Source organism: Telluria sp. ZT3P39, from assembly GCF_059685935.1.
Genome location: NZ_JCASIH010000030.1, coordinates 19,568 through 41,878, shown reverse-complemented (window position 1 = coordinate 41,878; position 22,311 = coordinate 19,568). Strand labels below are relative to the sequence as shown.

Here is a 22,311-nt window from a genome sequence, read left to right as displayed (position 1 = left end):
AATGATCTCCCGCTTGGATGGGAGCTGCTTCTTTTTCGGGTTCATGTTTATCCTTCCGGGGCATATTGTCCCCTATTTGGATGTCCATGAATCACGGACTGCCTCAACCTGACCCCGGGTTTGATGTGACCCCGGGTTTGATGGAGCTGGAAAAGGAAATGGGCGCCGCAGCGCCCATTCGAACAGGTATCGGGCAAGCGCCTCAGACGATCCCGAGGTGCTCCATCCCCGCCGAGAAATCGCGGTTCTTCGCGTGCTTGCTATTGAGCTTGATGTTCAGGCGCAAGTCGTTGACCGAGTCGGCATTGCGCAGCGCATCCTCGTACGAGATCTTGTCCGCCTCGTACAGGTCGAACAGGGCCTGGTCGAAGGTCTGCATGCCCAGCTCGCGCGACTTCTTCATGATCTCCTTGATCTCGTGGACGTCGCCCTTGAAGATCAGGTCGGAAATGAGCGGGGAGTTCAGCAGGATCTCCATCGCCACCACGCGGCCCTTGGCTTCCTTCTTCGGGATCAGGCGCTGCGAGATCAGGCCCTTCATGTTCAGCGACAGGTCCATCAGGAGTTGCTGGCGGCGCTCTTCGGGGAAGAAGTTGATGATGCGGTCCAGCGCCTGGTTCGAGCTGTTGGCGTGCAGGGTGGCCAGGCACAGATGGCCGGTCTCGGCGAACGCGATCGCATGCTCCATGGTCTCGCGGTCGCGGATCTCGCCGATCTGGATCACGTCCGGGGCCTGGCGCAGGGAGTTCTTCAGGGCCGCCTCGAAGCTGTCGGTGTCCACGCCCACTTCGCGCTGGGTGATCACGCAGTTGCGGTGCGGGTGCACGAATTCGACCGGGTCTTCGATCGTGATGATGTGGCCGTAGCTGTTCTCGTTGCGGTAGCCGACCATCGCGGCCAGGGTCGTCGACTTGCCGGAACCGGTGGCGCCGACCATGATCACCAGGCCGCGCTTGGTCATGATCACGTCCTTCAGGGTTTCCGGCAGCTCGAGATCCTCGAACCGCGGGATGGTGGTGGTGATCACGCGCAGCACCATGCCCACGCAGCCCATCTGCATGAAGGCCGAGACGCGGAAGCGTCCCAGGTCGCCCGGGCTGATCGCGAAATTCGATTCCTTCGAGAGCTCGAAGCCGGCCGCCTGCTTGTCGTTCATGATGGCGCGCGCCAGGTCGTTCGTGTGCGTGGCGTTGAGCGGCTGGTTCGAGACCGGCGTCATCTTGCCGTCGATCTTGATCGCCGGCGGGAAGCCGGCCGTGATGAACAGGTCCGAGCCGCCTTTGCTGGTCATCAGGCGCAGCAGGTCGAACATGAATTTGGATGCCTGGTCGCGTTCCATCGCTGCTCCTTAACCGGGGAAGTTTTCGGGGATCTTGGCGGCGGTGCGGGCCGCGGCGCTGGAGATAACGTTGCGGCGCACCAGGTCGGTCAGGTTCTGGTCGAGCGTCTGCATGCCGACGTTGCTGCCGGTCTGGATGGCCGAATACATCTGGGCGATCTTGGCTTCGCGGATCAGGTTGCGGATCGCCGGGGTGCCGATCATGATCTCGTGCGCCGCCACGCGGCCCGAGCCATCCTTGGTCTTGAGCAGGGTCTGCGAAATCACGGCCTGCAGCGACTCCGACAGCATCGCACGCACCATCTCTTTTTCCTCGCCCGGGAAGACGTCGACGATACGGTCGATGGTCTTGGCGGCCGACGAGGTGTGCAGGGTGCCGAACACCAGGTGGCCGGTTTCGGCCGCCGACAGCGCCAGGCGGATGGTTTCCAGGTCGCGCAGTTCGCCCACCAGGATCGCGTCCGGGTCTTCGCGCAGCGCCGAACGCAGCGCGTTGCTGAACGAGAGCGTGTGCGGGCCGACTTCGCGCTGGTTGATCAGGCATTTCTTCGAATCGTGGACGAATTCGATCGGGTCCTCGATGGTGAGGATGTGGCCGTACTCGTTTTCGTTCAGGTGGTTGACCATCGCCGCCAGCGTGGTCGACTTGCCCGAGCCGGTCGGTCCGGTGACCAGCACCAGGCCGCGCGGGCGCATGGCCAGGTCGCCGAAGATCTTCGGCGCGTTCAGTTCTTCCAGCGACAGGATCTTGGAAGGAATCGTGCGCAGCACGGCCGAGGCGCCGCGTTCCTGGTTGAAGGCGTTGACGCGGAAGCGCGCCAGACCGGGAATCGCGAACGAGAAGTCGCACTCCAGGATCTCTTCGTACTGCTTGCGCTGGCCGTCGTTCATGATGTCATAGATCATGCCGTGCACGTCCTTGTGCTCGAGCGGCGGCAGGTTAATGCGGCGCACGTCGCCATGCACGCGGATCATCGGCGGCAGGCCGGCCGACAGGTGCAGGTCCGAGGCCTTGTTCTTCACGGAGAACGCCAATAGTTCCGAAATGTCCATTTATAATCCTTGTGCTATGAGTGGCGCTCGGGCGACCTGCCTTGCTGCGGTTCAAAATATTTCCTATAGAAAATCATTATGTCCATAATCGCCGCGAACTTGCAAGCTGTCGAAGCGACAATCAAGGCGGCCTGCGCCCTGGCCGGCAGGGGGCAAAACGAGGTGCAATTGCTGGCCGTGTCGAAGACCTTTCCCCCTGAGGCGGTGGTAGAAGCCATGGCTGCAGGGCAGCGCGCCTTCGGCGAAAATTACCTGCAGGAGGCGCTCGACAAGATGCAGGCAGTGGCGCGCCTGCAACCATCCGTTCCGGTGACATGGCATTTCATCGGCCCGATCCAGAGCAACAAGACGCGGCCGATCGCCACCAGCTTCCAGTGGGTGCATACGGTGGAGCGCCTGAAGATCGCGCAGCGCCTGTCCGAGCAGCGCCCTTTGGCGCTGGGCCCCCTCGACATCTGCCTGCAGGTGAACATCAGCGGCGAGACCACCAAGAGCGGCGTGCGCGAGGCCGAGCTGCCCGAGCTGGCACGCGAGGTAATGAAGCTGCCCAACCTGCGCCTGCGCGGGCTGATGGCGATCCCCGAAGCGAGCACCGAGCCTGTCCAGCAGCGCGCCGCGTTCGCGCGCCTGCGCAAGCTGTTCGAATCGCTGCGCGCGGGCGGCCTTCCGCTCGACACGCTGTCGATGGGGATGTCGGGCGACCTGGACGCAGCGGTGCTCGAGGGCGCGACCATCGTACGGGTCGGCAGCGCCATCTTCGGCGCACGCCACTATGAATAAGTCCAGTCAAGGAATCGAATGAAAATTGCGTTTATCGGCGGCGGCAACATGGCCACGGCCCTGGTCGCGGGCCTGGCCGGCCAGCTCACCGGCGCCGGCAGCCTGCACGTGGTGGACCCGAATGCCGAGGCGCTCGAGCGCCTGGCCAGCCAGTATGGCGTGAGTACGGCCGACACCATCGACGTGCAGGTGGCCGGCTGCGACATCGTCGTGCTGGCGGTCAAGCCGCAGCAGATGCGCGAAGTCGCCGCGGCGCTCAAGCCGCAGCTGGGCGGCCAGCCGCTGGTGCTGTCGATCGCGGCCGGCATCCGGATCGCCGATTTGTCGCGCTGGCTGGGCGGCTACACGCGCATCGTGCGCTCGATGCCGAATACGCCGGCGCTGATCGGCATGGGCATCACCGGCATGGTGGCCCAAGTCGGGGTGGATGCGGCGCAGCGCCAGGACGCCGACAAGGTGATGGCCGCGGTTGGCCAGACCGTCTGGCTCGACGACGAGAGCCTGATCGATCCGGTGACGGCGGTGTCGGGCAGCGGCCCGGCCTATGTCTTCTACTTCCTCGAAGCGATGCAGCAGGCCGCCGTCGAGATGGGGCTGGATGCGGAGCAGGGGAGAAAGCTGGCGCTGGCCACCTTCACCGGAGCGGCGCAGCTGGCGGCGCAGTCGAGCGATCCGGTGGAGATCCTGCGCCAGCGCGTCACCTCGAAAGGCGGCACCACGCATGCGGCGGTGAGCAGTATGGAAGCGGCAGGGGTGAAGGAAGCGATCATCAAGGCCATGAAGGCGGCCAGTGCGCGCGGGCGCGAACTGGGCGAGGAACTCGGGAAGGATTGACCAACCGGGCGATGCGGCCGGAACCGCATCGCCCGGTCGCACACCGGCTTACTTGCGGCCGATGGTCGCCTGCTTCACGGCCGCCTGGGCGCCGTCGTCCACGGCGCGCACTTCCACTGTCCACGGCGCCTTGCCCGACAGGGTCACGGCTTTCGAGAACACCAGCGCGTCGCCCTGCTGCACGAAGGCGTCCTTGCCGAAGGACTGCAGGACCTTGCCGTCGCTGGTGACGACCCGCAGCTGCGCCTCGGCCACGCTGGCCACGCCATTGGCATCCATGACCTTCGCGCCGATCGTGACCGGCTGGCCGCTGGCGACCCTGGTGCTGCCCAGCGTGAGCTCGGCGGTGGGCGGCACGTTGTCCGGCACCGTTACTTCGTATTTGCCGGTGTAGTCGGTCGACACCAGGTTCACGCGGCCATCCACGCGTACATGCCACTCGCCGGCCTGCGGGAACTTGACCTCGACCGAGCGGTATTTCTGCACCGTTGTCAGCCCGGCTGCCTGGGCGGCGAAACCGGTGCCGGTGGCAGGATCGACGCCCGGCGCGTACAGGGTCACGTACAGGTTGTTCGCCTCGAGCGCCCACGTTGCGTCGGCAAACAGCTTCACGGCGCCGGGTTCGACCGTAATCTTGTGCAGGCCATATCCCGTATTGGTCTGGAACGAGTTGAGCATGGCGGCGCCTGCATACGTCCCTCCCGTGACGCGCATCGGGCCCGGATTGAATTTCACCAGGTCGTTCGCCGTGACGGCAGCCGGAATGTTGCCGGCATTGACGGCATCGACTGCCTTGCGGGTATCGACGAAGCCTGCGCCCGCATCATGGGTGTCGTAGCCAGCCATGACTTCCTTGTTGGCCGTGACTTCGAGCAGGCGGATGATGTCCAGCGGCGCCAGGCGCGGCCCGCCCTTCACGTCCCGGGCCTGGTGCACCAGCGCCGCGATGCCGCTCACGTGCGGGGTCGCCATCGAGGTGCCGGACGCGGCGCCGTAGTTGGTGCCGGAGGCCGTCATCGGGTGCACCGGGTTCTGGCTGGAGACGATGTTCTCGCCCGGCGCCACGATAGATGGACGGTCGATGCCGAGCGGGCGCGCGGCATGGTCCCATGCGGCCTGCTCCTCGGCGCTGGCTGCCAGGAAGACGTTCAGGTTGGCGAGCGCCAGTTCGCGGTCGTGATTGCCCTCGGGCCGCCCGCGCGACGAGAAGCCGGCCATGCCATAGGCCTTGTTGGTGGCGCCGATGCCCAGGCCGTAAGGTGCATTCGAATAGGGGTTCATCGTGTTCGGACCCGCGCCATCGTTACCGGCGGCGAAGATCGACAGGATGCCCTGCTCGAAGGCCAGGCGCGAGGCGACATTGGTGGAGCGGTTGGGGTTGAAGGGCTCGTAGGTCGAGCTGCCCCAGGAATTGCTCAGCACCCGGATGTCGGCTACGCCGTCGCGCTTGCTGGCAATGACGTGATCGTAGGCTTCCAGCGTGAACGGCAGGTTGATGCCGGCGCTGGCGCCGTAGCTGATGATGTTCGCCTTGGGCGCCATGCCGCGCAGGTTGCCGTCCGAATCGACGCCGGTGCCGGCAATGGTGCCGATGCAGTGGGTGCCGTGGCCATACTCGTCGGTGTTCCAGTGGGTGCCGAGGCCGTCGATGTGGCGCTCGACGATCGCGGTCTCGACGTCGATGCCGTTCGGTGTCAGCGACACGTAGACCTGGGTTGGATCGTTGCCGAGCGCGCCGGCCACCTCGTAGTTCTTGCTGACGTTGCCGAGGTCCGGGTGCAGGCCGTCGGCGCCGGTGTCGATGATGGCCACCGTCACGCCGCTACCGTCCAGGCCCAGGACGCGCTGCACTTCCTCGGCACGGGTCATGACCCGGCCTTCGGCATTGAACAGGCGCTGTGTGCGGCTCGGTTCGATGAAGCGGGTTTCGCCCCAGCCTGCCACCTTGCTGATCTCGTCCTTCGTCAGCAGCATCCGCGCCATCGGCAGCACCTTGTAGGTCTTGAACTTGCGCCCGAGGACGGACAGGCGCTGGGCGCTCTCCTTCTTGTCGAAGACGACGATGACGTCATAGTAGACATTCGTGAGCTGCTTGTTCAGCTCCTTGGTGAAGAGACTATCGATCTTGGCTGCGGCCAGGGTGCCGCTCACTACCGGCACGAGGCCGGTGACGGCTGCATTGGCAGCAGGGCCTTGGGCGCCCAGGGCCAGGACGAGTGCTGCAACGAGGGAAAAACGACGACGGGTTGGTCTCACTATGATGCTCCTCTTGGTGTGTTGTTGTCTCCGGGATGCTTCAGGTGGAACACGGCATTTCCGTGGTGCCGCCTGCTGAGTATTCCTTTTGGGAGATCAAGAGGTCAAACGTGCATACATACATCTCGAATTTATTTTTACGAATGGTAAAAATTGTCGTATTTGCACCAATGCTCAATCGTGCGAGCGAGCTGGTGTGTTAAATGGGGGGCAATGCGAGGAGAGGAGACGCCCTGTGAAGGACAGGGCGGGTGCGTCAGTGGATCTCGAAGCCCTTCCAGCGCAGCACCGGCAGCAGGCGCCGCGCGAGCTGGTAGGCCGACACGGCGCCGGTGGCGATCCCGACCGCCCATTTCGGCCTCACGATGAACAGGCTAGCAGCCACGCCGGCGGCGACCAGCGCCGTCTTGCGGTGCCGACTCAAGAGGGCAGGGACCACGCCCAGCGTCGCCGGCGAGGCGAGCGAGGCGTATTCGTACGCCACCTGCGCGCGCTGGTCCGCGCAGCGTTCCACCAGCGCCGCGCGGCGCGCGGCGAGCGTATCGGTCTTAGCCTTCATGGACGGCTTCTCCCTTGAGGGAACCGGCATCCTTGCGCAGCTCGGCCAGGGTCGCCGCCATCAGGGGAGGGCGCGCCTTGAGGCCGGCGCGCAGCCGGGAGACGGCAAACATGCTGCCGAGCGCGAACAGGATGAACATGCCGCCAACCGCCAGCAGGCGGTGGCTGTCCCAGAACAGCACCAGCACGAACAGCACGGCGAGCAGCAGGCCAACAAAAGCCAGCAGCGCCGCCGCCAGGGCCCAGGCCAGGTAGCCGAACAGGCGCCCGGTCTCTTCCTGCAGCTCGATGGCCGCCAGTTCGAGCCGCGTGCGCAGCAAATCCAGCGTGCTGGCGCCGAGCGCCTTGACGTTCGCGATGATGCTCATGCGCGCCGTCCCGGGATCAGCGGCGTGCGATCAGCAGGCCGATGACGACGCCGACTGCGGCGCCCAAGCCCACCGATTTCCATGGGTTTTCGTGCACGTATTCGTCGGTGACCTTGGCTGCTTCCTTGGTCTTTTCGACGACGGTCTGCTGGTACTCGCCCAGGCTTTCCTTGGCGCCGGCCAGGGTCTGCTCGAACTTGGCCTTGGCCGCCTTGAGTTCATCGCCGGTCAGGTGGCCGCCATTGCGCAGCCAGGCTTCGGCGTCCTGGATCACGGTCTTCAGGTCCGACAGCAGCTGGTCACGGGTGCCGGTTTGGGTAGGGATCTTTTCCATCATGATGAAGAGCCTCGCTAAGGTAAGTAGATGCGTTGAATGAATGCCTTTTGTGCAATATTACCTGAATGTATAGTCGAGTGCGACACCTGCGAACAGTGCGGCCCCCAGCCAGTTGTTGTGGCGGAAGGCCTTGAAGCAATCCATGCGCTCGCGCCGGCGGATCAGGGTGTAGTGATAGAGCGCCAGGGCGGCCGCCACCACGACCCCGGCCACGAACCACCAGCGCAGCCCGAGGTACCAGCCGCAGGCCAGGTCGATGGCCAGCGCGGCGCCGTAGCACAGCATGACGGCGGCCACGTCGAAGCGCCCGAAGGTGATGGCCGAGGTGCGGATGCCGATCTTCAGATCGTCGTCGCGGTCCACCATCGCGTATTCGGTGTCGTAGGCCACCGCCCAGAACACGTTCGCGCCCAGGAGCCACCAGGCCACGGCCGGCACGGTATTCTGCACGGCGGCGAAGGCCATCGGGATGCCGAAGCCGAAGGCGATGCCCAGGTAAGCCTGCGGGATCGCAAAGAAGCGCTTGAACCAGGGATAGGTGCCGGCCACGACCAGCGCCGCCACCGACAGCTGCCTGGTCAGCGCGTTCAGCGGCAGGATCAGGAGGAAGGACAGCAGCGACAGCACCGCCGCCACCATCACCGCTTCCCAGCCGCGGATCTTGCCGCTGGTGAGCGGGCGGTCGACCGTGCGCTTGACGTGCCTGTCGAACTCGCGGTCGGCGTAGTCGTTGATGGCGCAGCCGGCGGAGCGCATCAGGGCGGTGCCGAGCACGAAGATGAGCAGCACTTGCAGGTCGGGCACGCCGCTCGACGCCATCCACAACGCCCACAGGGTGGGCCAGAGCAGCAGCAGGATGCCGATCGGCTTGTCGGCCCGCACCAGGCGGAAATAGAGCGCCAGCTTGTTCATCGAATGGGTTGTCTTGTCGGGCAAGAACTGTTGAGCAGAAGACAGCGATTCTAAAGCTTTTGCCCCCGGCGCGGGTTTCAGCCTCGCGGAGGAGCTTGCCGGTACAATCGACCCCCGCCAACCTTTTCCACTTTCATCATGCACATCTGGGTCGATGCCGACGCCTGTCCCGGCGTCATCAAGGACATCCTGTTCCGCGTTGCCGAGCGCACGCACATCAGCGTGACGCTGGTGGCCAACCAGCTGATCCGGGTGCCGGGCTCGCGCTTCATCCGCGCGCTGCAGGTACCAAGCGGCGCCGACGTGGCCGATGCCGAAATCGTCGAGCGCCTGAGCAGCGGCGACATCGTCGTGACCGGCGACATCCCGCTGGCGGCGCTGGTGCTGGACAAGGGCGGGCTGCCGCTCAACCCGCGCGGCGAGTGGTACACCAAGGACACCATCGCCCAGCAGCTCACCATGCGCGCTTTCATGGAAGAGCTGCGTGGCAGCGGCGTCGATACCGGTGGGCCGGCGGCCTTCAGCCAGGCGGACAGCCGGAATTTCGCGAATGCGCTGGACCGCCAGCTGGCGCGGGTGCGCGCCGGCGGTGGCTGAGCCGGCGCGGCTGGCGTATTGTCGAGGTCGGAGAACTTTACAGTGGCTGCCAGGGCTGGTTTGCCCGGGCCTTGAAACAACAAAGGAGCCGCGAGGCTCCTTTGTTTCGAGTACGCGCTGGACGAATCAGCTGCGCGTCTTGCGGGCGAACAGGCCGGCTGCGACGAAGCCCATCAGCATGAGCGGCAGGGTCGCCGGCTCGGGAATCTGATTTGGGCCGGATACGTCGCAATCGCTGCAGATCCAGAGCTGCTCGGCGCCTGCATTATTGCCGGTGTAGCGAACATCGAGCGACAGGAAGTAGTTCCCGTTGACGAGGTTATAGACGGCATCGTTCAGCGTCTGGTTGAATGCAGCAAATTCCGCGACGTTCGTGCCCAGGTTGTTTTCTACATAATAGCCAGCAGTGCCGCAGGAGTTGGCGTTTGTCGCCGTACCGATGTTGTACGAGGCGCCAGTGACCTTGTTCACGCAGAAATTCGCAGCCACGGGCAAGAAATCAGTGATTACCGGTGCATTGCAGCCACTACCCGTGCTGAGCTCGAAACACAGGTTGTTGACGGTGTTGCCGAAGGCGTCGACGATGCGTGCCTGGCCCCAGATATTGATCCACTGGCTTGCACCCGAACCGCTCTGGTTGTTATCGAACAGGAAGACGAGTTCGTTCCCATCCAGGTAATTGCGCAGCGCATTGAGGGAAATGTCCCAGCGGTTAGCCAAGTCGCCAGTAAAGGCGCCGCCAGCATCGACCATGGTATAGCTTGAGCCCTGATTCCCGGAAGGTGTCAGGAAAGGGTTGTTGACCGGAGTGTTGGCTGCGAATGGCGGAAAGTTCGTGGCGCCGTTGGACCCGGCGAGGACGATCGCCTGATCGGCAATCTGTCCAGGCGACGATTGCGCGGGCAAGCCGGAAGTTGGCAGGCAGCGCGAATCGCCTGCGGCGGCACACTGCCGAAGCAGATCCAGGGAATACACATTAAAACCGTTGTACGTCCCGACGGACATTTCATTCGCGGCAGGCAAGGTCAATTGCGTGGCCTGTGCCGAACCAGCCAGCAGGCACACACCGATCAACAGACGACGGACAAACTGTTTCATGGAATTCCCCTTAATTATTGGATGACCTTCACAGATGCACATAAGCACAAAGCGGGCCACCTTGAAAATAAGAAGTCGATTCAATCAGTTAGTAAATACTCGCGATGTTTACCAAGAGTATGTGTAAAGCATACCGACAGTAGGTGTTTGCTATGTATTTTGTAATTGCGATTAGTAAACGCAAAGAGATCGACCATCATGCGCCGGCCTCAGTCCGATAACGCGTCAGGCAGCCGCGTCAAGCTTCACCATGTCCACGCCCGGCAGTCTGCATTCGCCGACGGCGCGCGCCACCGCATCGATGGCGGCGCGCCGCGTGAAGCTCTTACGCCAGACCAGCACGACCCGGCGCGATGGCGTGGGGTGGGCGAAGGGGATATAGGTCAGCAGGCCGTGGGGATCGTGCATGTCGGCCACCGAGGCGCGCGGCAGCACGGTCAGGCCGATACCGCTGGCCACCATGTGGCGGATGGTCTCGAGCGAGGAGCCTTCGAAGGTACGCTGCATGCCGTTGCCCGGCGATGAATAGCGCGCCATTTCCGGGCACACTTCCAGCACCTGGTCGCGGAAGCAATGGCCCGCGCCCAGCAGCAGCATGGTTTCCAGCTTCAGGTCGTCGGCCGGGATGTCCTTGCGGCCGGCCCAGGGATGGGTGCGGGGCATGGCCACCACGAAGGGTTCGTCGTACAGGGTTTGCATCGACATGCCGTGTTCCGGCAGCGGCAGCGCCACGATGGCGGCGTCGAGCTCGCCCTGGCGCAGCAGTTCCAGCAGCTTGTGGGTGAAGTTTTCTTGCAGCACCAGCGGCATCTGCGGCACGGTGTCGATCAGCTTGCGCACCAGCGGCGGCAGCAGGTAGGGGCCGATCGTGTAGATCACGCCCAGGCGCAGCGGGCCGGCGAGCGGGTCCTTGTTTTGCTTGGCCAGTTCCTTGATGGCGGCGGTCTGCTCCAGCACGCGTTCGGCCTGGGCCACGATCTGGGCGCCGAGCGGCGTCACCGAGACTTCGGAGCCGCCGCGCTCGAACAGCGTCACGCCCAGCTCGTCTTCGAGCTTCTTGATGGCGACGGACAGGGTAGGCTGGGCCACGAAGCAGGCTTCGGCCGCATGGCCGAAGTGGCGGGCGCGCGCAACGGCGACGATGTATTTCAGCTCGGTCAATGTCATAGGTATCGGTCCCAGGATTTGCGGCTGTATCGACATGCATCCTGACACAATGTTGGCTTTTAGTCAGCCGAGATTTCTTGTTCATTCGGTCTATTTGAAATCATAGTCGATATAATTGCCCCGCAGGATCTTCGCCTGCGTTCTTGAGAGGCACCCATGTCTTCGACCTTCGGCCCGGCGGAAGCCCAGGCCTATATTCACAAGCTGCTCACCGTCATGCACCAGCAGGGCGGTTCCGACCTGTTCATCTCCAGCGATTTCCCGCCCAGCATGAAGCACCAGGGCGCCATGAAGCCGCTGAGCCAGCAGCGCCTGTCCGGAGAGGTCACGCGCGCGCTCGCCCTGTCGCTGATGAACGAACGCCAGCGCGCGGAATTCGAAGCCGAGATGGAATGCAATTTCGCGATCTCGCTGCCCGGCGTCTGCCGCTTCCGCGTCAACGTCTTCGTGCAGCAGCAAAGCTTGGGCATGGTGGTGCGCACCATCGCCTCCGAGATCCCAAATTTCGAGAAGCTCGACCTGCCCGAGGTGCTCAAGGACGTCGTGATGACCAAACGCGGCCTGGTGCTGGTCGTCGGCGGCACGGGATCCGGCAAGTCGACCACGCTGGCGGCCATGATCGACTACCGCAACAGCAATTCGGCAGGCCACATCATCACCGTGGAAGACCCGGTGGAGTACGTCCACAAGAACAAGAACTGCCTGGTGACGCACCGCGAAGTCGGGGTCGACACGCATTCCTGGCACAACGCCCTGAAGAACACGCTGCGCCAGGCGCCGGACGTGATCCTGATCGGCGAGATCCGCGACACCGAAACCATGGAGCACGCAATCGCCTTCGCCGAGACGGGCCACCTGTGCCTGGGCACCCTGCACGCGAACAATGCGAACCAGACCCTGGACCGGATCATCAACTTCTTCCCGGAAGAGCGCCGCAACCAGCTGCTGATGGACCTGTCGTCGAACCTGCGCGCCGTGGTCTCGCAGCGCCTGGTGCGCACCGAGGACGGAAAAGGCCGCAAGGCCGCCATCGAGATCCTGCTCAACACCCCGACGATCGGCGAGATGATCCTGAAAGGGAACTTCCAGAACATCAAGGAGATCATGCACAAATCGCGCGAGCTGGGCATGGTCACCTTCGACGGCGCGCTCTACGAGCTGTATAACAAGGGGCTGATCGGCTACGACGAGGCGATCCGCAATGCCGATTCGGCCAACGGCCTGCGCCTGCAGATCAAGCTCTCGGGCGAGCGCAAGGGGCCGGATGGTGGCGGCGGCAAGGCCACCGAGCTGTCGATGGCCGTCGAAGAAGAACCTGATCCAGATGCACCACCCACCTAAATGCCTATGCCTTCATTTGAAAACAAGATCTGCACGCGCGCCGAACTGGCCCAGCGTATCGCCCAACTGCCCAAGCCCGTCGTGCTGACCAACGGGGTATTCGACATCCTGCACCGCGGGCACGTGACCTACCTGGCGCAGGCGCGCGAGCTGGGCGCCTCGCTGGTGGTGGCCGCCAATACCGATGCCTCGGTCAAGCGCCTGGGCAAGGGCGACGACCGCCCGCACAATACCCTGGCCGACCGCATGGCGGTGCTGGCCGCGCTGGAGTCGGTGAGCCTGGTGGTGGAGTTCGACGAGGACACCGCGCTGGAGGTGGTCTTGGCGGCGCGGCCCGAGATCTATGCCAAGGGCGGCGACTACGACATGGCGGCGATTCCGGAAGGGCAGGCGGTGCTGGCCTATGGGGGGCGGGCCGTGGCGATCGATTTTGAGCACGACCGCTCGACCACCAGGCTGGTGGCGAAGATCCGCGGGTAAAACGAGTCGGCCCGCCAGGGCGGGCCGATCGGCGCTTCAGGCCAGTGCTTCCTTGGCCGCTTCTTCCGGGCTCAAGCCGTCGTAGAACTGGTCGGTAAACCATTCGACCTGCTCTTCGATGTGGTCTTGCGCCTGCTTGACGGTGGCGCCGCCGGCGACGAGGAATCCCTCCACCTCGATACACCAGTGGATGAACGCCAGCGTTTCTTCGTCGAGTGCTTCTTCTTTCTTGGCCATGTCGTTTCCTTTTCTGTTCTGGTGAACCGGCGCGTCAGCGCGGGTAGGTGAAGCCGGTGCGGATATCCATCGGCGCCAGGCGATTTCCGTCGCGGACCATCAGCTTGTTGGGCGGCTCGTCGCCTGCCAGCGCGCCCGGCGTGACCGGCAGGCCTTCGCTTTTCCGCACCAGCGGATCGCAGCGTTCGTACACATTGGCGCAGCCCGTGGCTTTCAGCAGGGCCTGCACCACCGGCACCTTCCACTGGTCGACGCCGCCGGCATTGAACTGGCATACCAGGTAGCCTGCAGCGCCGCCATAGCTGTGCACCAGCAGGCCTGGCAAGCCGTCCTTTTCGCCATCGACCAGTTGCACCAGCGCCTGCGGATCGGCGATGTCGCGCGCCACCGCGCGGCGCTCGACGGCGGCCTGCACGCGGCGCTTGATCATCGCGTGGTCGACCGGCTCGTCCTCGCGCAGGGTCCAGACGCGCGCGGCGATCTGCGATTTCGCGTTGTAGGCGGCCCGGGCCAGGAACTGGCGCGAGGACGACTGCACGATCGCCGTGGCGCCCGGCTTGTTGCGCTCGGAGGGCTTGCCGTCGACCTTGTCGATGGCGGAGATATAGATCCAGGGGTCGCCAGCCAGCAGGCCTTTTTCCTTACCCTGTTTGATGGTGATGATGAGCATGCGCGGCTTTCGTTTTCAAGGTCGGGATGATACAGCAAGCCGCCGCCATCCCAGGCACTCGCTGGCCGGCACGCCCGCCCAAACCACGAAGCAACCGCAACACCGGGGTCAGGTCTGACATTGAGACACGGGCTCGACTGGAATAAGGCTGGGCTCGTGTCCGAATGTCAGACCTGACCCTGAAGTTGCTGCAACTAACTGCCAATGAGGCCGAACGGGTGTGCTACCGCAATCAGCCTCAGACCGTAGCGCGCCTTGCCCGCCAAGCCAGCCCCAGCAGCCCCAGCCCGAACATGGTCCAGGTCTGCGGCTCCGGCACCGCCGCCGCCATCGAGCTCATCGACAGCTGGGTGTCGCTGGTCCAGTACAGGTGGCGCTCGACCGTCATGGATGGGTTGAAGTCGTAGGCATAGTGCTGGTCGCCGGTGGTGATCAGGCGGCCGCCGCCGACCCAGCCTTCGGGGTCGCTGCCGTAGCTGCCCACGCTGAAGTTCAGGCCCTGGGCCTGCGAGAACGAAAAGCTGGTGGCGCCGCACTGGTACCAGGCGTTGCTGGAGGAGGCGCAGGCGATGTAGTCGAGTTCGCCGACCACCAGCGACACCAGTTCGTCCCGGGCCAGCAGGCCGTCGCCGTTGCGGTCGTCGCCCTTGAACGAGCCCTGGATGACTTCTTCGTGCAGGAAGCTGTTGGTGACGCTGTCGTAGAAACCGTTGAAGGAAAAACCCCAGGAGATGGGACCGGCGTGGGCCGCGGTGCAGCACAGCGCCAGGACGGCGCTGGGGAGAAACTTCTTCATGTGTTACCTCGAACAATTACAGGGTGCGCCGATCAAAACCATGCACCCAGCGTACTCCTGCGCGCCGCATACTGTCGCGTTGCCTTGCAAATAATTGCAGAATGTGTCGCCCATCAGCCACAGCAATGTAACATTGCTGAAAGGCAGGTTCGAGGTATGAAACGCGCTCAGGCGCCGCCGAGGTAGCCGTTCTGGCGCCAGGCTTCGTAGACGACCACGGCCACCGTGTTCGAGAGGTTCAGGCTGCGGTTCTCGGGCATCATCGGCAGGCGGATGCGCTGGCTTGGTGCGAAGCTGTTGCGAAGTAGCGGGTCCAGGCCGCGCGACTCGGGGCCGAACACGAACACGTCGCCCGGCCTGAATTGCGCGTCGGCGAAGGGGGAGGAGCCGTGGGTGGTCAGCGCGAACATGCGCGCGGGGTCCGGCTGCGCGTCGGCCAGGTAGGCCTCCCAGTCCTTGTGCACCTTCATGGTGGCGTAGTCGTGGTAATCGAGCCCGGCGCGGCGCATCTTGGCGTCGTCCAGCGGAAAGCCGAGCGGCTCGATCAGGTGCAGCTGCACGCCGGTATTGGCGCACAGGCGGATGACATTGCCGGTATTCGGCGGAATCTCTGGTTCGACCAGTACGACGTGGAACAACGCGTTCTCCTTGGTTTTAATATCAGTGCGGTGGCGTGCGCGCGAACACGAGATTCGTCACGCGCGCCGCGCCGGCCGCTTTCAGCACGCCGGCCAGTTCATCGAGCGTATGGCCGCTGGTCATGACGTCGTCGACCACGCCGACGTGCAATCCGCCCAGGCTGGCTTGCCCGGCGCGCAGGGCAAAGGCGCCGCGCACGTTGCGGCGCCGCTCCCCCGGCGCCACGCCCGACTGCGCAGGCGTGTCGACCACCCGGTCCACCAGCCGCGGCGCCAGGGCAATGCCCAGAGCGTCGCTCAGGGGGCGCGCCACTTCGAGCGCCTGGTTGTAGCCACGCTCGATGAGCCGGCGCGGCCCCAGTGGCACCGGGCACAGCAGCTCGGGCAGGGCCAGGCCTTCGCTGGCCTGGACCGCATCCCTCAGCCGCCGCGCCATCCACGGCGCCAGCGCCAGCCGGGCGCCGAATTTCAGTTGCAGCACCAGGCGGTCGCTCGGGGCCGTGTAGTCGCAGGCGGCCACCGTGGCGTCGAAGGCCGGCGGGTCGGCCAGGCAGGCGCCGCAATGGCGGCCGGCATCCTGCGCGCCGACCGGGTTGGCGCAGCAGGCGCAGCGCGCGGCGCCGTGCCTGACGTGCGCCAGCGAGCAGGGCGGGCAGACCGCCTCGTCCCCCGGCATGCCGCACAGCACGCAGCTGGACGGCAACAGGGTGCGCAGCAGCGCGCCGTGCAGGGCATGCGGCCAGCGCGGCAGGGAAGTCAGGAGGCGGGGCAGGGGCATCGGCTGAGGTTGACGCAACCATGTACACTCCCGCCATTATCTCATTTGTCCGCTCGACTACCATGGCATCACCGCAACCCCCTTCCAAGATGAGCGCGCCGATCGACGGCGCGCGCGTGCGCAGCCTGTTCGCCGCGCCCGGCCGCATCGCGCCCTCCGACTTCCTGCGCCGCGAGATCGCCGCGCGCATGCACGAGCGCCTGCAACTGGTCAAGCTCGTCCCGAAACAGGTGCTCGACGCCGGTTGCGGCGCCGGGGCCGACCTGGCGCTGCTGCAGAAAACCTATCCGGCGGCCCAGATCCTTGGCGTCGACGCCGCGCCTGTCATGGCCGCGCTGGCCAATGCCGTGCCGGGATCGGCGCCGGGCATGCGCTCGCTGAACCAGATGCTCAGCCGCTTGTTGCCGGCCAAGGCCGGCGTCGATATCCTGTGCGGCGACTTCGCCAACCTGCCGTTCGGTGCGAACTCGGTCGATTTGCTGTGGTCGAACCTCGCGCTGCACTGGCATCCCCAGCCGGACCGGGTCTTTGCCGAATGGCGCCGCATCCTGCGCGTGGACGGCCTGCTGATGTTCTCGAGTTTCGGTCCGGACACGTTCGCCGAATTGCGCACCGCCTTCGCCGCCATGGACGACACCCCGCACACGCTGCCTTTCGTGGACATGCACGATTTCGGCGACCAATTGGTGGAAGCCGGGTTTTCCACGCCGGTGATGGACGTCGAGCGCATTACCGTCACCTACGACACGGCGCAAGCGCTGCTGGCCGACGTGCGCGCGCTGGGCGGCAACCCGCTGGACACGCGCCGCCGCGGCCTGGTCGGGAGGGCGGCCTGGGCGCGCATGCTCGCCGCGCTCGACGCGGGGCGCCGTCCGGACGGCAAGCTGGGCTTGAGTTTCGAGGTCATCTTCGGCCACGCTTTCCGCCCGGCACCGAAGACCACGGCCGCCGGCGAAGCGATCGTGCGTTTCCAGCCGCGCAAGCCTCAATAACGGGTGGCAACAACACTGCCCGATTTTCCTTGAATAAAAATTACTGGTTTGATTATAATCAGTGGCTATTTTTATCGTCCAGACGCGAAAAGCGCTGAAAAAAGCAGCAGAACAGACGAAAAATAGAAATAAATTGCAGCATCCGCAGAGCCGCCGGCCTCTGGTGACGACAACGTCACCCGGGCCGGCGTATGGTTTTCCCACCGTTCCGCAGCGCAATTACGCGGAGGGCGGTGGCCCCCTCTGCGGCATTGATTCGGAGCGGCGGCAGTTCGTTCATGGAATTGTCGACCGTTAAAAATATTTTATTTTGGGTGGTTGGGGACAACATGACATACGCAACGCGACTTGGGGCCTGGATGTTCGGGCTCGCAGCAACGGCCGGCATCCCAGCATGGGCGGCTCCGGAAATTACCGGCCGGCCGGTGGAACACCAGTTGAACATGCAGACCCCGGTGACCGCCGTTGGCGCCGACATCTACGACCTGCACAACTGGATGATGATCGTCTGCATGGTCATCTTCGTCGCCGTGTTCGGTGTCATGTTCTATTCGGTGTTCAAGCACCGCAAATCGCTCGGCCACAAGCCGGCCACCTTCCATGAATCCACTGCCGTCGAGATCGCCTGGACCATCGTCCCGTTCCTGATCGTCATCGGTATGGCGCTGCCGGCCACCAAGACCGTGGTCGCCCTGAAAGACACCTCGAACGCCGACATCACCATCAAGGCCACCGGCATGCAGTGGAAATGGGGCTACGACTACCTGAAAGGCGAGGGCGAGGGCATTTCCTTCCTGTCGAACCTGTCGACCCCGCGCGCCCAGATCGGCCTGCCGGGCGAGCCATCGACCGAACAGCGCGGCGAAAACTACCTGCTGGAAGTGGACAACGAGATGGTCGTTCCGGTCGGCAAGAAGATCCGCATGGTCTTTACCGCCAACGACGTGATCCACGCCTGGACCATCCCGGCCTTCGGCATCAAGCAGGATGCGATTCCGGGCTTCGTGCGCGACGGCTGGTTCAAGGCCGACAAGATCGGCACCTACCGCGGCAACTGCGTCGAGCTGTGCGGCAAGGACCACGCCTTCATGCCGATCGTCGTGCGTGTCGTCTCGAACGAAGACTACGCCGCCTGGGTTGGCACCAAGAAGAAGGAAATGGCCGCGCTGGCCGACGATCCGACCAAGGTCTGGACCATCGACGAACTGAAAACCAAGGGCGAGCAGGTGTACGCCGCCAACTGCGTGGCCTGCCACCAGGCCAACGGCAAGGGCGTGCCGAATGCCTTCGCGCCGCTGGACGGCTCGCCGGTCGTCAACGGCGCCAAGGCCCATCAGGTCGAGGTGCTGCTCAACGGCCAGGACACCCCGGCCTACGCTTCGGCCATGCCGGGCTGGAAGCAGCTGTCGGACACCGAGATCGCCGCAGTGATCACCTATACCCGCAACACCTGGTCGAACAAGGCTGCGGAAAATATCGTACAACCGGCCGAAGTGCTGGCTGCGCGCAGCAAGTAAGTTAGCTCTTTAGCTTCAGGGATATCGACATGACTACCAGTACCATCGATCACGCACACGACGATCACCACGGCCACGACCACGCGCACGACGCGCCAACCGGCTACCGCCGCTGGCTGTTCGCCACCAACCACAAGGACATCGGTACCCTGTACCTGTGGTTCTCGTTCATCATGCTGCTCTCGGGCGGCGTGCTGGCGCTGATGATCCGCAGCGAGCTGTACCAGCCGGGCCTGCAGTTCTTCCGTCCGGAGTTCTTCAACCAGCTCACCACCATGCACGGCCTGGTGATGGTGTTCGGCGCGATCATGCCGGCCTTCGTCGGCTTCGCCAACTGGATGATCCCGCTGCAGGTGGGCGCCTCCGACATGGCCTTCGCGCGCATGAACAACTTCTCGTTCTGGCTGCTGCCGCCGGCGGCGATCCTGCTGGCGGGCTCGTTCTTCTCGCCGGGCGGCGCCACCGCCGCCGGCTGGACGCTGTACGCGCCGCTGTCGACCCAGATGGGCCCCGGCATGGACATGGCGATTTTCGCGATGCACATCATGGGCGCCTCGTCGATCATGGGCTCGATTAACATCATCGTCACCATCCTGAACATGCGCGCTCCCGGCATGACCCTGATGAAGATGCCGATGTTCTGCTGGACCTGGCTGATCACCGCCTTCCTGCTGATCGCCGTGATGCCTGTCCTGGCCGGCGCGATCACCATGACCCTGACCGACCGCCACTTCGGCACCTCGTTCTTCAACGCGGCCGGCGGCGGCGATCCGGTGATGTACCAGCACATCTTCTGGTTCTTCGGCCACCCGGAGGTCTACATCATGATCCTGCCGGCCTTCGGCATCGTCTCGCAGATCATCCCGGCCTTCGCCCGCAAGCCGCTGTTCGGCTACGCCTCGATGGTGTATGCAACCGCCTCGATCGCGATCCTGTCCTTCATCGTCTGGGCCCACCACATGTTCACCACCGGCATGCCGGTGACCTCGCAGCTGTTCTTCATGTACGCCACCATGCTCATCTCCGTGCCGACCGGCGTGAAGGTGTTCAACTGGGTCGCCACCATGTGGAAGGGCTCGATGACCTTCGAGACCCCGATGCTGTTCGCGGTCGGCTTCATCTTCGTGTTCACGATGGGCGGCTTCACCGGCCTGATCCTGGCAGTGACCCCGATCGACATCGTGGTGCACGACACCTACTACGTGGTGGCGCACTTCCACTACGTGCTGGTGGCCGGTTCGCTGTTCGCGCTGTTCGCCGGCTACTACTACTGGGCGCCGAAGTGGACCGGTCACATGTATCCGGAAGGCCGCGGCAAGATGCACTTCTGGCTGTCGCTGATCACGTTCAACGTGACCTTCTTCCCGATGCACTTCCTGGGCCTGGCCGGCATGCCGCGCCGTTACGCGGACTACGCGACCCAGTTCACCGACTTCAACATGATCGTCTCGATCGGCGCCTTCGGCTTCGGCCTGTCGCAGGTCTACTTCCTGTTCGCGGTGGTGCTGCCAACCATCCGTGGCGGCAAGAAGGCGGAAGCCAAGCCATGGGAAGGCGCGGAAGGCCTGGAGTGGACCGTGCCGAGCCCGGCGCCGTTCCACACCTTCGAAACCCCGCCGCTGGTGAAGTGAACATGACCCGCGACGAACGCAAAAAGAGCAACCTGAAGACCGCCCTGGTACTGGGCGGGATCGCGCTGTTCTTTTTCGCCAGCGTGATCGTCAAGTTCATGCTGCGGGGCTGAGATGACCGCAGTCAGCCGCCGGATCCGCCGCCTGAACCGCTCCACCCTGGGAAAACTGGTGGTGGTGGCGGTCATGATGTTCGGCTTCGGTTACGCGCTGGTGCCGGTGTACCGCCAGATCTGCGAGGTGCTCGGCATTAACGTGCTCACGCAGAAGGGCGAGTTCGTCGCGGCGCCGACCAATACCCAGATCGACAAGACGCGCACCATCGTCGTCGAACTGGACGGCAATGCGCAGGGGCCATGGCGCTTCCGCCCGACCACCCGCAGCATCGAGGTGCATCCGGGCGAGCTGGCCACCGTGACCTACGAGGTGGTCAACACCCAGGCCAGGGCGGTCAAGGCGCAGGCCATTCCGAGTTACGCGCCGCAGGTGGTCACGCCGCACTTCAAGAAAGTGGAATGCTTCTGCTTCCAGGAGCAGACCCTGCAGGCCAACGAGGCGCGCCAGATGCCGGTCGTGTTCTTCATCGACCCGGCCCTGCCGCGCGAGGTGAAGAACATCACGCTGTCGTACACCTTCTTCGAGATCGGCGGCGCGGTGAAAGCAGCCGCGGCGCCATCCAAAGGGGCGGTACAGTAATGAACGAGAAGCCGCATCGACGCAGGGCGAGTTTCCTTGCCACGATGAAGGCAGTGTTCTGGTCGTTCTTCGGCGTGCGCAAGCGCAGCGATTACGAGCAGGACGCGGCCAACCTGAACCCGGTGCACGTGATCATCGCCGGGCTGATCGGGGCAGTGATTTTCATTGGCCTGATCATGCTGGCGGTGCGGTTTGCAGTGTCGCAGTAAGGACGAAGTCGCACGATCGGCTTCGCCAACAACATATAACAACGTCATCCCGGCGCATGCCGGGATCCAAGTTTGCGATTTCAGAGTTACCGATAATTCAGAAGCGTTGAGGAGATGAAGATGAGTTCGCCACATACCGTGCCACATTATTTCGTGCCAGGCCCTTCCAAGTGGCCGATGGCCGCCGGCATTTCGATGCTGGTGACCATGCTGGGCGCGTCCGCCTGGGTCAACAGCGTGTCCTGGGGGCCGATCGTCTGCGTGGCCGGCATCCTCGCGATGCTGACCGTGCTGTACTTCTGGTTCGGCGACGCCATCGGCGAATCCGAATCCGGCATGTACGGCCGCAACATCGACCTGTCCTACCGCTGGTCGATGAGCTGGTTCATCTTCTCGGAAGTGATGTTCTTCGGCGCCTTCTTCGGCGCGCTGTTCTACGCCCGCGTCATTTCCATGCCATGGCTGGCCGACCTGGACCACAAGTTCATCTGGCCCGACTACGCACCGACCTGGGGCAATACCGGCCCGGCCGGCGTGGTCGACAGCTTCAACACCATGGGCCCGTTCCCGATCCCGACCATCAACACCGCGCTGCTGCTGTTGTCGGGCGTGACGCTGACCATCTCGCACCACGCGCTGCGCGAAGGCCACCGCGCCAAGACCGCGATCTGGCTCGCCGCCACCATCCTGCTGGGCGCGGTCTTCATGGGCTTCCAGGTCTATGAATACATGCACGCCTACTCGGAACTGAACCTGAAGCTGACCTCGGGCATCTACGGCTCGACCTTCTTCATGCTGACCGGCTTCCACGGCTTCCACGTGACGATGGGCGCGATCATGCTGTCGGTGATCCTGTACCGCGTACTGAAGGGACACTTCACGGCGGACAACCACTTCGGCTTCGAAGGCGCGGCCTGGTATTGGCACTTCGTCGACGTCGTGTGGCTGGGGCTGTACGTGGTGGTGTACTGGCTGTAAGCTTGGATGGCCGGGGCAGCCCGGCCATTGAAACGAGATGTTGAATTGC

At 64.1% G+C, this 22,311-nt stretch carries 27 protein-coding genes; 13 read left to right on the top strand and 14 right to left on the bottom strand.

The genetic code is table 11. The features are described from left to right. Positions 1-202 precede the first annotated feature (202 nt). Both AC56LR_RS19715 and AC56LR_RS19710 read right to left on the bottom strand, forming a co-directional pair. Positions 203-1,339, bottom strand: coding sequence for a PilT/PilU family type 4a pilus ATPase (locus AC56LR_RS19715; protein ID WP_497132889.1), 1,137 nt, complete (start codon positions 1,337-1,339; stop codon positions 203-205). Between the two features lie 9 nt (positions 1,340-1,348). Next, positions 1,349-2,392: a type IV pilus twitching motility protein PilT gene (locus AC56LR_RS19710; protein WP_497132887.1), complete on the bottom strand. Its 1,044-nt coding sequence runs from the start codon at positions 2,390-2,392 to the stop codon at positions 1,349-1,351. Between the two features lie 78 nt (positions 2,393-2,470). Between AC56LR_RS19710 and AC56LR_RS19705 the strand changes: the two genes are divergently transcribed. Together AC56LR_RS19705 and proC are read left to right on the top strand one after the other, a co-directional pair. Further along, the gene (locus tag AC56LR_RS19705) at positions 2,471-3,172 is read left to right on the top strand and encodes a YggS family pyridoxal phosphate-dependent enzyme (RefSeq protein ID WP_497132885.1); all 702 of its coding nucleotides are present in this window, start codon (positions 2,471-2,473) and stop codon (positions 3,170-3,172) included. Positions 3,173-3,190: 18 nt separating this feature from the next. Next, positions 3,191-4,006: a pyrroline-5-carboxylate reductase gene (proC, locus tag AC56LR_RS19700; protein WP_497132883.1), complete on the top strand. Its 816-nt coding sequence runs from the start codon at positions 3,191-3,193 to the stop codon at positions 4,004-4,006. 48 nt (positions 4,007-4,054) lie between these two features. On the opposite strand, the gene AC56LR_RS19695 is transcribed toward proC, so the two are convergent. The 5 genes from AC56LR_RS19695 to ubiA form a co-directional block, all read right to left on the bottom strand. Continuing rightward, complete coding sequence (locus AC56LR_RS19695; RefSeq protein WP_497132882.1) at positions 4,055-6,262, bottom strand: S8 family serine peptidase; 2,208 nt, start codon at positions 6,260-6,262, stop codon at positions 4,055-4,057. 256 nt (positions 6,263-6,518) lie between these two features. Beyond that, the gene (locus AC56LR_RS19690) at positions 6,519-6,821 is read right to left on the bottom strand and encodes a hypothetical protein (RefSeq protein WP_497132880.1); all 303 of its coding nucleotides are present in this window, start codon (positions 6,819-6,821) and stop codon (positions 6,519-6,521) included. Continuing rightward, positions 6,811-7,188 (bottom strand): phage holin family protein, encoded by a 378-nt coding sequence (locus AC56LR_RS19685; RefSeq protein ID WP_497132878.1) that lies wholly within the window; start codon positions 7,186-7,188, stop codon positions 6,811-6,813. The genes AC56LR_RS19690 and AC56LR_RS19685 overlap by 11 nt, the downstream gene beginning before the upstream one ends. Positions 7,189-7,204: 16 nt before the next feature. Further along, entirely contained in the window at positions 7,205-7,525 is a 321-nt protein-coding gene (locus AC56LR_RS19680; protein WP_171088408.1) for an ElaB/YgaM/YqjD family protein, read from the bottom strand. Between the two features lie 57 nt (positions 7,526-7,582). Continuing rightward, the gene (ubiA, locus tag AC56LR_RS19675; RefSeq protein ID WP_497132893.1) at positions 7,583-8,437 is read right to left on the bottom strand and encodes a 4-hydroxybenzoate octaprenyltransferase; all 855 of its coding nucleotides are present in this window, start codon (positions 8,435-8,437) and stop codon (positions 7,583-7,585) included. Between the two features lie 138 nt (positions 8,438-8,575). Between ubiA and AC56LR_RS19670 the strand changes: the two genes are divergently transcribed. After that, a complete protein-coding gene (locus tag AC56LR_RS19670) occupies positions 8,576-9,034 on the top strand; it encodes a YaiI/YqxD family protein (protein ID WP_497132876.1) in 459 nt (152 codons plus the stop codon). 126 nt (positions 9,035-9,160) lie between these two features. Here the strand turns inward: AC56LR_RS19670 and AC56LR_RS19665 are convergent, their stop codons facing one another. After that, on the bottom strand, positions 9,161-10,132 hold the full coding sequence (locus tag AC56LR_RS19665; RefSeq protein WP_497132874.1) for a PEP-CTERM sorting domain-containing protein: 972 nt from the start codon (positions 10,130-10,132) through the stop codon (positions 9,161-9,163). 225 nt (positions 10,133-10,357) lie between these two features. After that, complete coding sequence (locus tag AC56LR_RS19660; RefSeq protein WP_497132872.1) at positions 10,358-11,299, bottom strand: hydrogen peroxide-inducible genes activator; 942 nt, start codon at positions 11,297-11,299, stop codon at positions 10,358-10,360. Between the two features lie 156 nt (positions 11,300-11,455). Here AC56LR_RS19660 and AC56LR_RS19655 point away from each other — a divergent pair, with 156 nt between their 5' ends. Beyond that, the gene (locus AC56LR_RS19655) at positions 11,456-12,640 is read left to right on the top strand and encodes a PilT/PilU family type 4a pilus ATPase (RefSeq protein ID WP_497132870.1); all 1,185 of its coding nucleotides are present in this window, start codon (positions 11,456-11,458) and stop codon (positions 12,638-12,640) included. 6 nt (positions 12,641-12,646) lie between these two features. Then, positions 12,647-13,120 carry an adenylyltransferase/cytidyltransferase family protein gene (locus tag AC56LR_RS19650; RefSeq protein WP_497132868.1) on the top strand — a complete coding sequence of 158 codons (474 nt, stop codon included), beginning with the start codon at positions 12,647-12,649 and terminating at the stop codon, positions 13,118-13,120. Between the two features lie 36 nt (positions 13,121-13,156). On the opposite strand, the gene AC56LR_RS19645 is transcribed toward AC56LR_RS19650, so the two are convergent. The 5 genes from AC56LR_RS19645 to AC56LR_RS19625 form a co-directional block, all read right to left on the bottom strand. After that, a complete protein-coding gene (locus AC56LR_RS19645; RefSeq protein WP_497132866.1) occupies positions 13,157-13,357 on the bottom strand; it encodes a hypothetical protein in 201 nt (66 codons plus the stop codon). 34 nt (positions 13,358-13,391) lie between these two features. Further along, entirely contained in the window at positions 13,392-14,027 is a 636-nt protein-coding gene (locus AC56LR_RS19640; protein WP_497132864.1) for a class I SAM-dependent rRNA methyltransferase, read from the bottom strand. Positions 14,028-14,265: 238 nt separating this feature from the next. After that, a complete protein-coding gene (locus tag AC56LR_RS19635; protein ID WP_497132863.1) occupies positions 14,266-14,823 on the bottom strand; it encodes a PEP-CTERM sorting domain-containing protein in 558 nt (185 codons plus the stop codon). A gap of 167 nt (positions 14,824-14,990) precedes the next feature. Beyond that, a complete protein-coding gene (gene trmL, locus AC56LR_RS19630; RefSeq protein WP_497132861.1) occupies positions 14,991-15,461 on the bottom strand; it encodes a tRNA (uridine(34)/cytosine(34)/5-carboxymethylaminomethyluridine(34)-2'-O)-methyltransferase TrmL in 471 nt (156 codons plus the stop codon). A gap of 22 nt (positions 15,462-15,483) precedes the next feature. Beyond that, positions 15,484-16,239: a double zinc ribbon domain-containing protein gene (locus AC56LR_RS19625; protein WP_497132859.1), complete on the bottom strand. Its 756-nt coding sequence runs from the start codon at positions 16,237-16,239 to the stop codon at positions 15,484-15,486. A 62-nt stretch (positions 16,240-16,301) separates the two neighbouring features. On the opposite strand from AC56LR_RS19625, the gene AC56LR_RS19620 reads away from it, so the two are divergent. The 8 genes from AC56LR_RS19620 (at position 16,302) to AC56LR_RS19585 (ending at position 22,262) form a co-directional block, all read left to right on the top strand. Next, the gene (locus tag AC56LR_RS19620) at positions 16,302-17,231 is read left to right on the top strand and encodes a methyltransferase domain-containing protein (RefSeq protein WP_497132857.1); all 930 of its coding nucleotides are present in this window, start codon (positions 16,302-16,304) and stop codon (positions 17,229-17,231) included. Positions 17,232-17,292: 61 nt separating this feature from the next. Further along, positions 17,293-17,529, top strand: a complete 237-nt coding sequence (locus AC56LR_RS19615) for a hypothetical protein (RefSeq protein WP_497132855.1) — start codon at positions 17,293-17,295, stop codon at positions 17,527-17,529. 31 nt (positions 17,530-17,560) lie between these two features. Then, the gene (gene coxB, locus AC56LR_RS19610; RefSeq protein WP_497132853.1) at positions 17,561-18,748 is read left to right on the top strand and encodes a cytochrome c oxidase subunit II; all 1,188 of its coding nucleotides are present in this window, start codon (positions 17,561-17,563) and stop codon (positions 18,746-18,748) included. A gap of 29 nt (positions 18,749-18,777) precedes the next feature. After that, positions 18,778-20,379 carry a cytochrome c oxidase subunit I gene (gene ctaD, locus AC56LR_RS19605; protein WP_497132852.1) on the top strand — a complete coding sequence of 534 codons (1,602 nt, stop codon included), beginning with the start codon at positions 18,778-18,780 and terminating at the stop codon, positions 20,377-20,379. A 2-nt stretch (positions 20,380-20,381) separates the two neighbouring features. Continuing rightward, complete coding sequence (locus AC56LR_RS19600) at positions 20,382-20,492, top strand: cytochrome oxidase small assembly protein (protein ID WP_497132850.1); 111 nt, start codon at positions 20,382-20,384, stop codon at positions 20,490-20,492. A gap of 1 nt (position 20,493) precedes the next feature. Beyond that, positions 20,494-21,075, top strand: a complete 582-nt coding sequence (locus AC56LR_RS19595; RefSeq protein ID WP_497132848.1) for a cytochrome c oxidase assembly protein — start codon at positions 20,494-20,496, stop codon at positions 21,073-21,075. Beyond that, positions 21,075-21,284, top strand: coding sequence for a DUF2970 domain-containing protein (locus tag AC56LR_RS19590; RefSeq protein ID WP_497132846.1), 210 nt, complete (start codon positions 21,075-21,077; stop codon positions 21,282-21,284). Before AC56LR_RS19595 ends, AC56LR_RS19590 begins: the two co-directional genes overlap by 1 nt. Before the next feature lie 120 nt (positions 21,285-21,404). Continuing rightward, on the top strand, positions 21,405-22,262 hold the full coding sequence (locus AC56LR_RS19585; protein ID WP_497132844.1) for a cytochrome c oxidase subunit 3: 858 nt from the start codon (positions 21,405-21,407) through the stop codon (positions 22,260-22,262). Positions 22,263-22,311: the final 49 nt, after the last annotated feature.

Coding starts and splice junctions, on each gene's coding strand:
- AC56LR_RS19660 (WP_497132872.1), bottom strand. CDS start 11,299: ATGACATTGACCGAGCTGAAATACATCGTCGCCGTTGCGCGCGCCCGC.
- AC56LR_RS19670 (WP_497132876.1), top strand. CDS start 8,576: ATGCACATCTGGGTCGATGCCGACGCCTGTCCCGGCGTCATCAAGGAC.
- AC56LR_RS19620 (WP_497132857.1), top strand. CDS start 16,302: ATGGCATCACCGCAACCCCCTTCCAAGATGAGCGCGCCGATCGACGGC.
- AC56LR_RS19685 (WP_497132878.1), bottom strand. CDS start 7,188: ATGAGCATCATCGCGAACGTCAAGGCGCTCGGCGCCAGCACGCTGGAT.
- ubiA (WP_497132893.1), bottom strand. CDS start 8,437: ATGAACAAGCTGGCGCTCTATTTCCGCCTGGTGCGGGCCGACAAGCCG.
- AC56LR_RS19595 (WP_497132848.1), top strand. CDS start 20,494: ATGACCGCAGTCAGCCGCCGGATCCGCCGCCTGAACCGCTCCACCCTG.
- AC56LR_RS19645 (WP_497132866.1), bottom strand. CDS start 13,357: ATGGCCAAGAAAGAAGAAGCACTCGACGAAGAAACGCTGGCGTTCATC.
- AC56LR_RS19665 (WP_497132874.1), bottom strand. CDS start 10,132: ATGAAACAGTTTGTCCGTCGTCTGTTGATCGGTGTGTGCCTGCTGGCT.
- ctaD (WP_497132852.1), top strand. CDS start 18,778: ATGACTACCAGTACCATCGATCACGCACACGACGATCACCACGGCCAC.
- AC56LR_RS19655 (WP_497132870.1), top strand. CDS start 11,456: ATGTCTTCGACCTTCGGCCCGGCGGAAGCCCAGGCCTATATTCACAAG.
- proC (WP_497132883.1), top strand. CDS start 3,191: ATGAAAATTGCGTTTATCGGCGGCGGCAACATGGCCACGGCCCTGGTC.
- AC56LR_RS19635 (WP_497132863.1), bottom strand. CDS start 14,823: ATGAAGAAGTTTCTCCCCAGCGCCGTCCTGGCGCTGTGCTGCACCGCG.
- AC56LR_RS19600 (WP_497132850.1), top strand. CDS start 20,382: ATGACCCGCGACGAACGCAAAAAGAGCAACCTGAAGACCGCCCTGGTA.
- AC56LR_RS19680 (WP_171088408.1), bottom strand. CDS start 7,525: ATGATGGAAAAGATCCCTACCCAAACCGGCACCCGTGACCAGCTGCTG.
- AC56LR_RS19590 (WP_497132846.1), top strand. CDS start 21,075: ATGAACGAGAAGCCGCATCGACGCAGGGCGAGTTTCCTTGCCACGATG.
- AC56LR_RS19710 (WP_497132887.1), bottom strand. CDS start 2,392: ATGGACATTTCGGAACTATTGGCGTTCTCCGTGAAGAACAAGGCCTCG.
- AC56LR_RS19585 (WP_497132844.1), top strand. CDS start 21,405: ATGAGTTCGCCACATACCGTGCCACATTATTTCGTGCCAGGCCCTTCC.
- AC56LR_RS19705 (WP_497132885.1), top strand. CDS start 2,471: ATGTCCATAATCGCCGCGAACTTGCAAGCTGTCGAAGCGACAATCAAG.
- AC56LR_RS19715 (WP_497132889.1), bottom strand. CDS start 1,339: ATGGAACGCGACCAGGCATCCAAATTCATGTTCGACCTGCTGCGCCTG.
- coxB (WP_497132853.1), top strand. CDS start 17,561: ATGACATACGCAACGCGACTTGGGGCCTGGATGTTCGGGCTCGCAGCA.
- AC56LR_RS19625 (WP_497132859.1), bottom strand. CDS start 16,239: ATGCCCCTGCCCCGCCTCCTGACTTCCCTGCCGCGCTGGCCGCATGCC.
- AC56LR_RS19690 (WP_497132880.1), bottom strand. CDS start 6,821: ATGAAGGCTAAGACCGATACGCTCGCCGCGCGCCGCGCGGCGCTGGTG.
- AC56LR_RS19640 (WP_497132864.1), bottom strand. CDS start 14,027: ATGCTCATCATCACCATCAAACAGGGTAAGGAAAAAGGCCTGCTGGCT.
- AC56LR_RS19650 (WP_497132868.1), top strand. CDS start 12,647: ATGCCTTCATTTGAAAACAAGATCTGCACGCGCGCCGAACTGGCCCAG.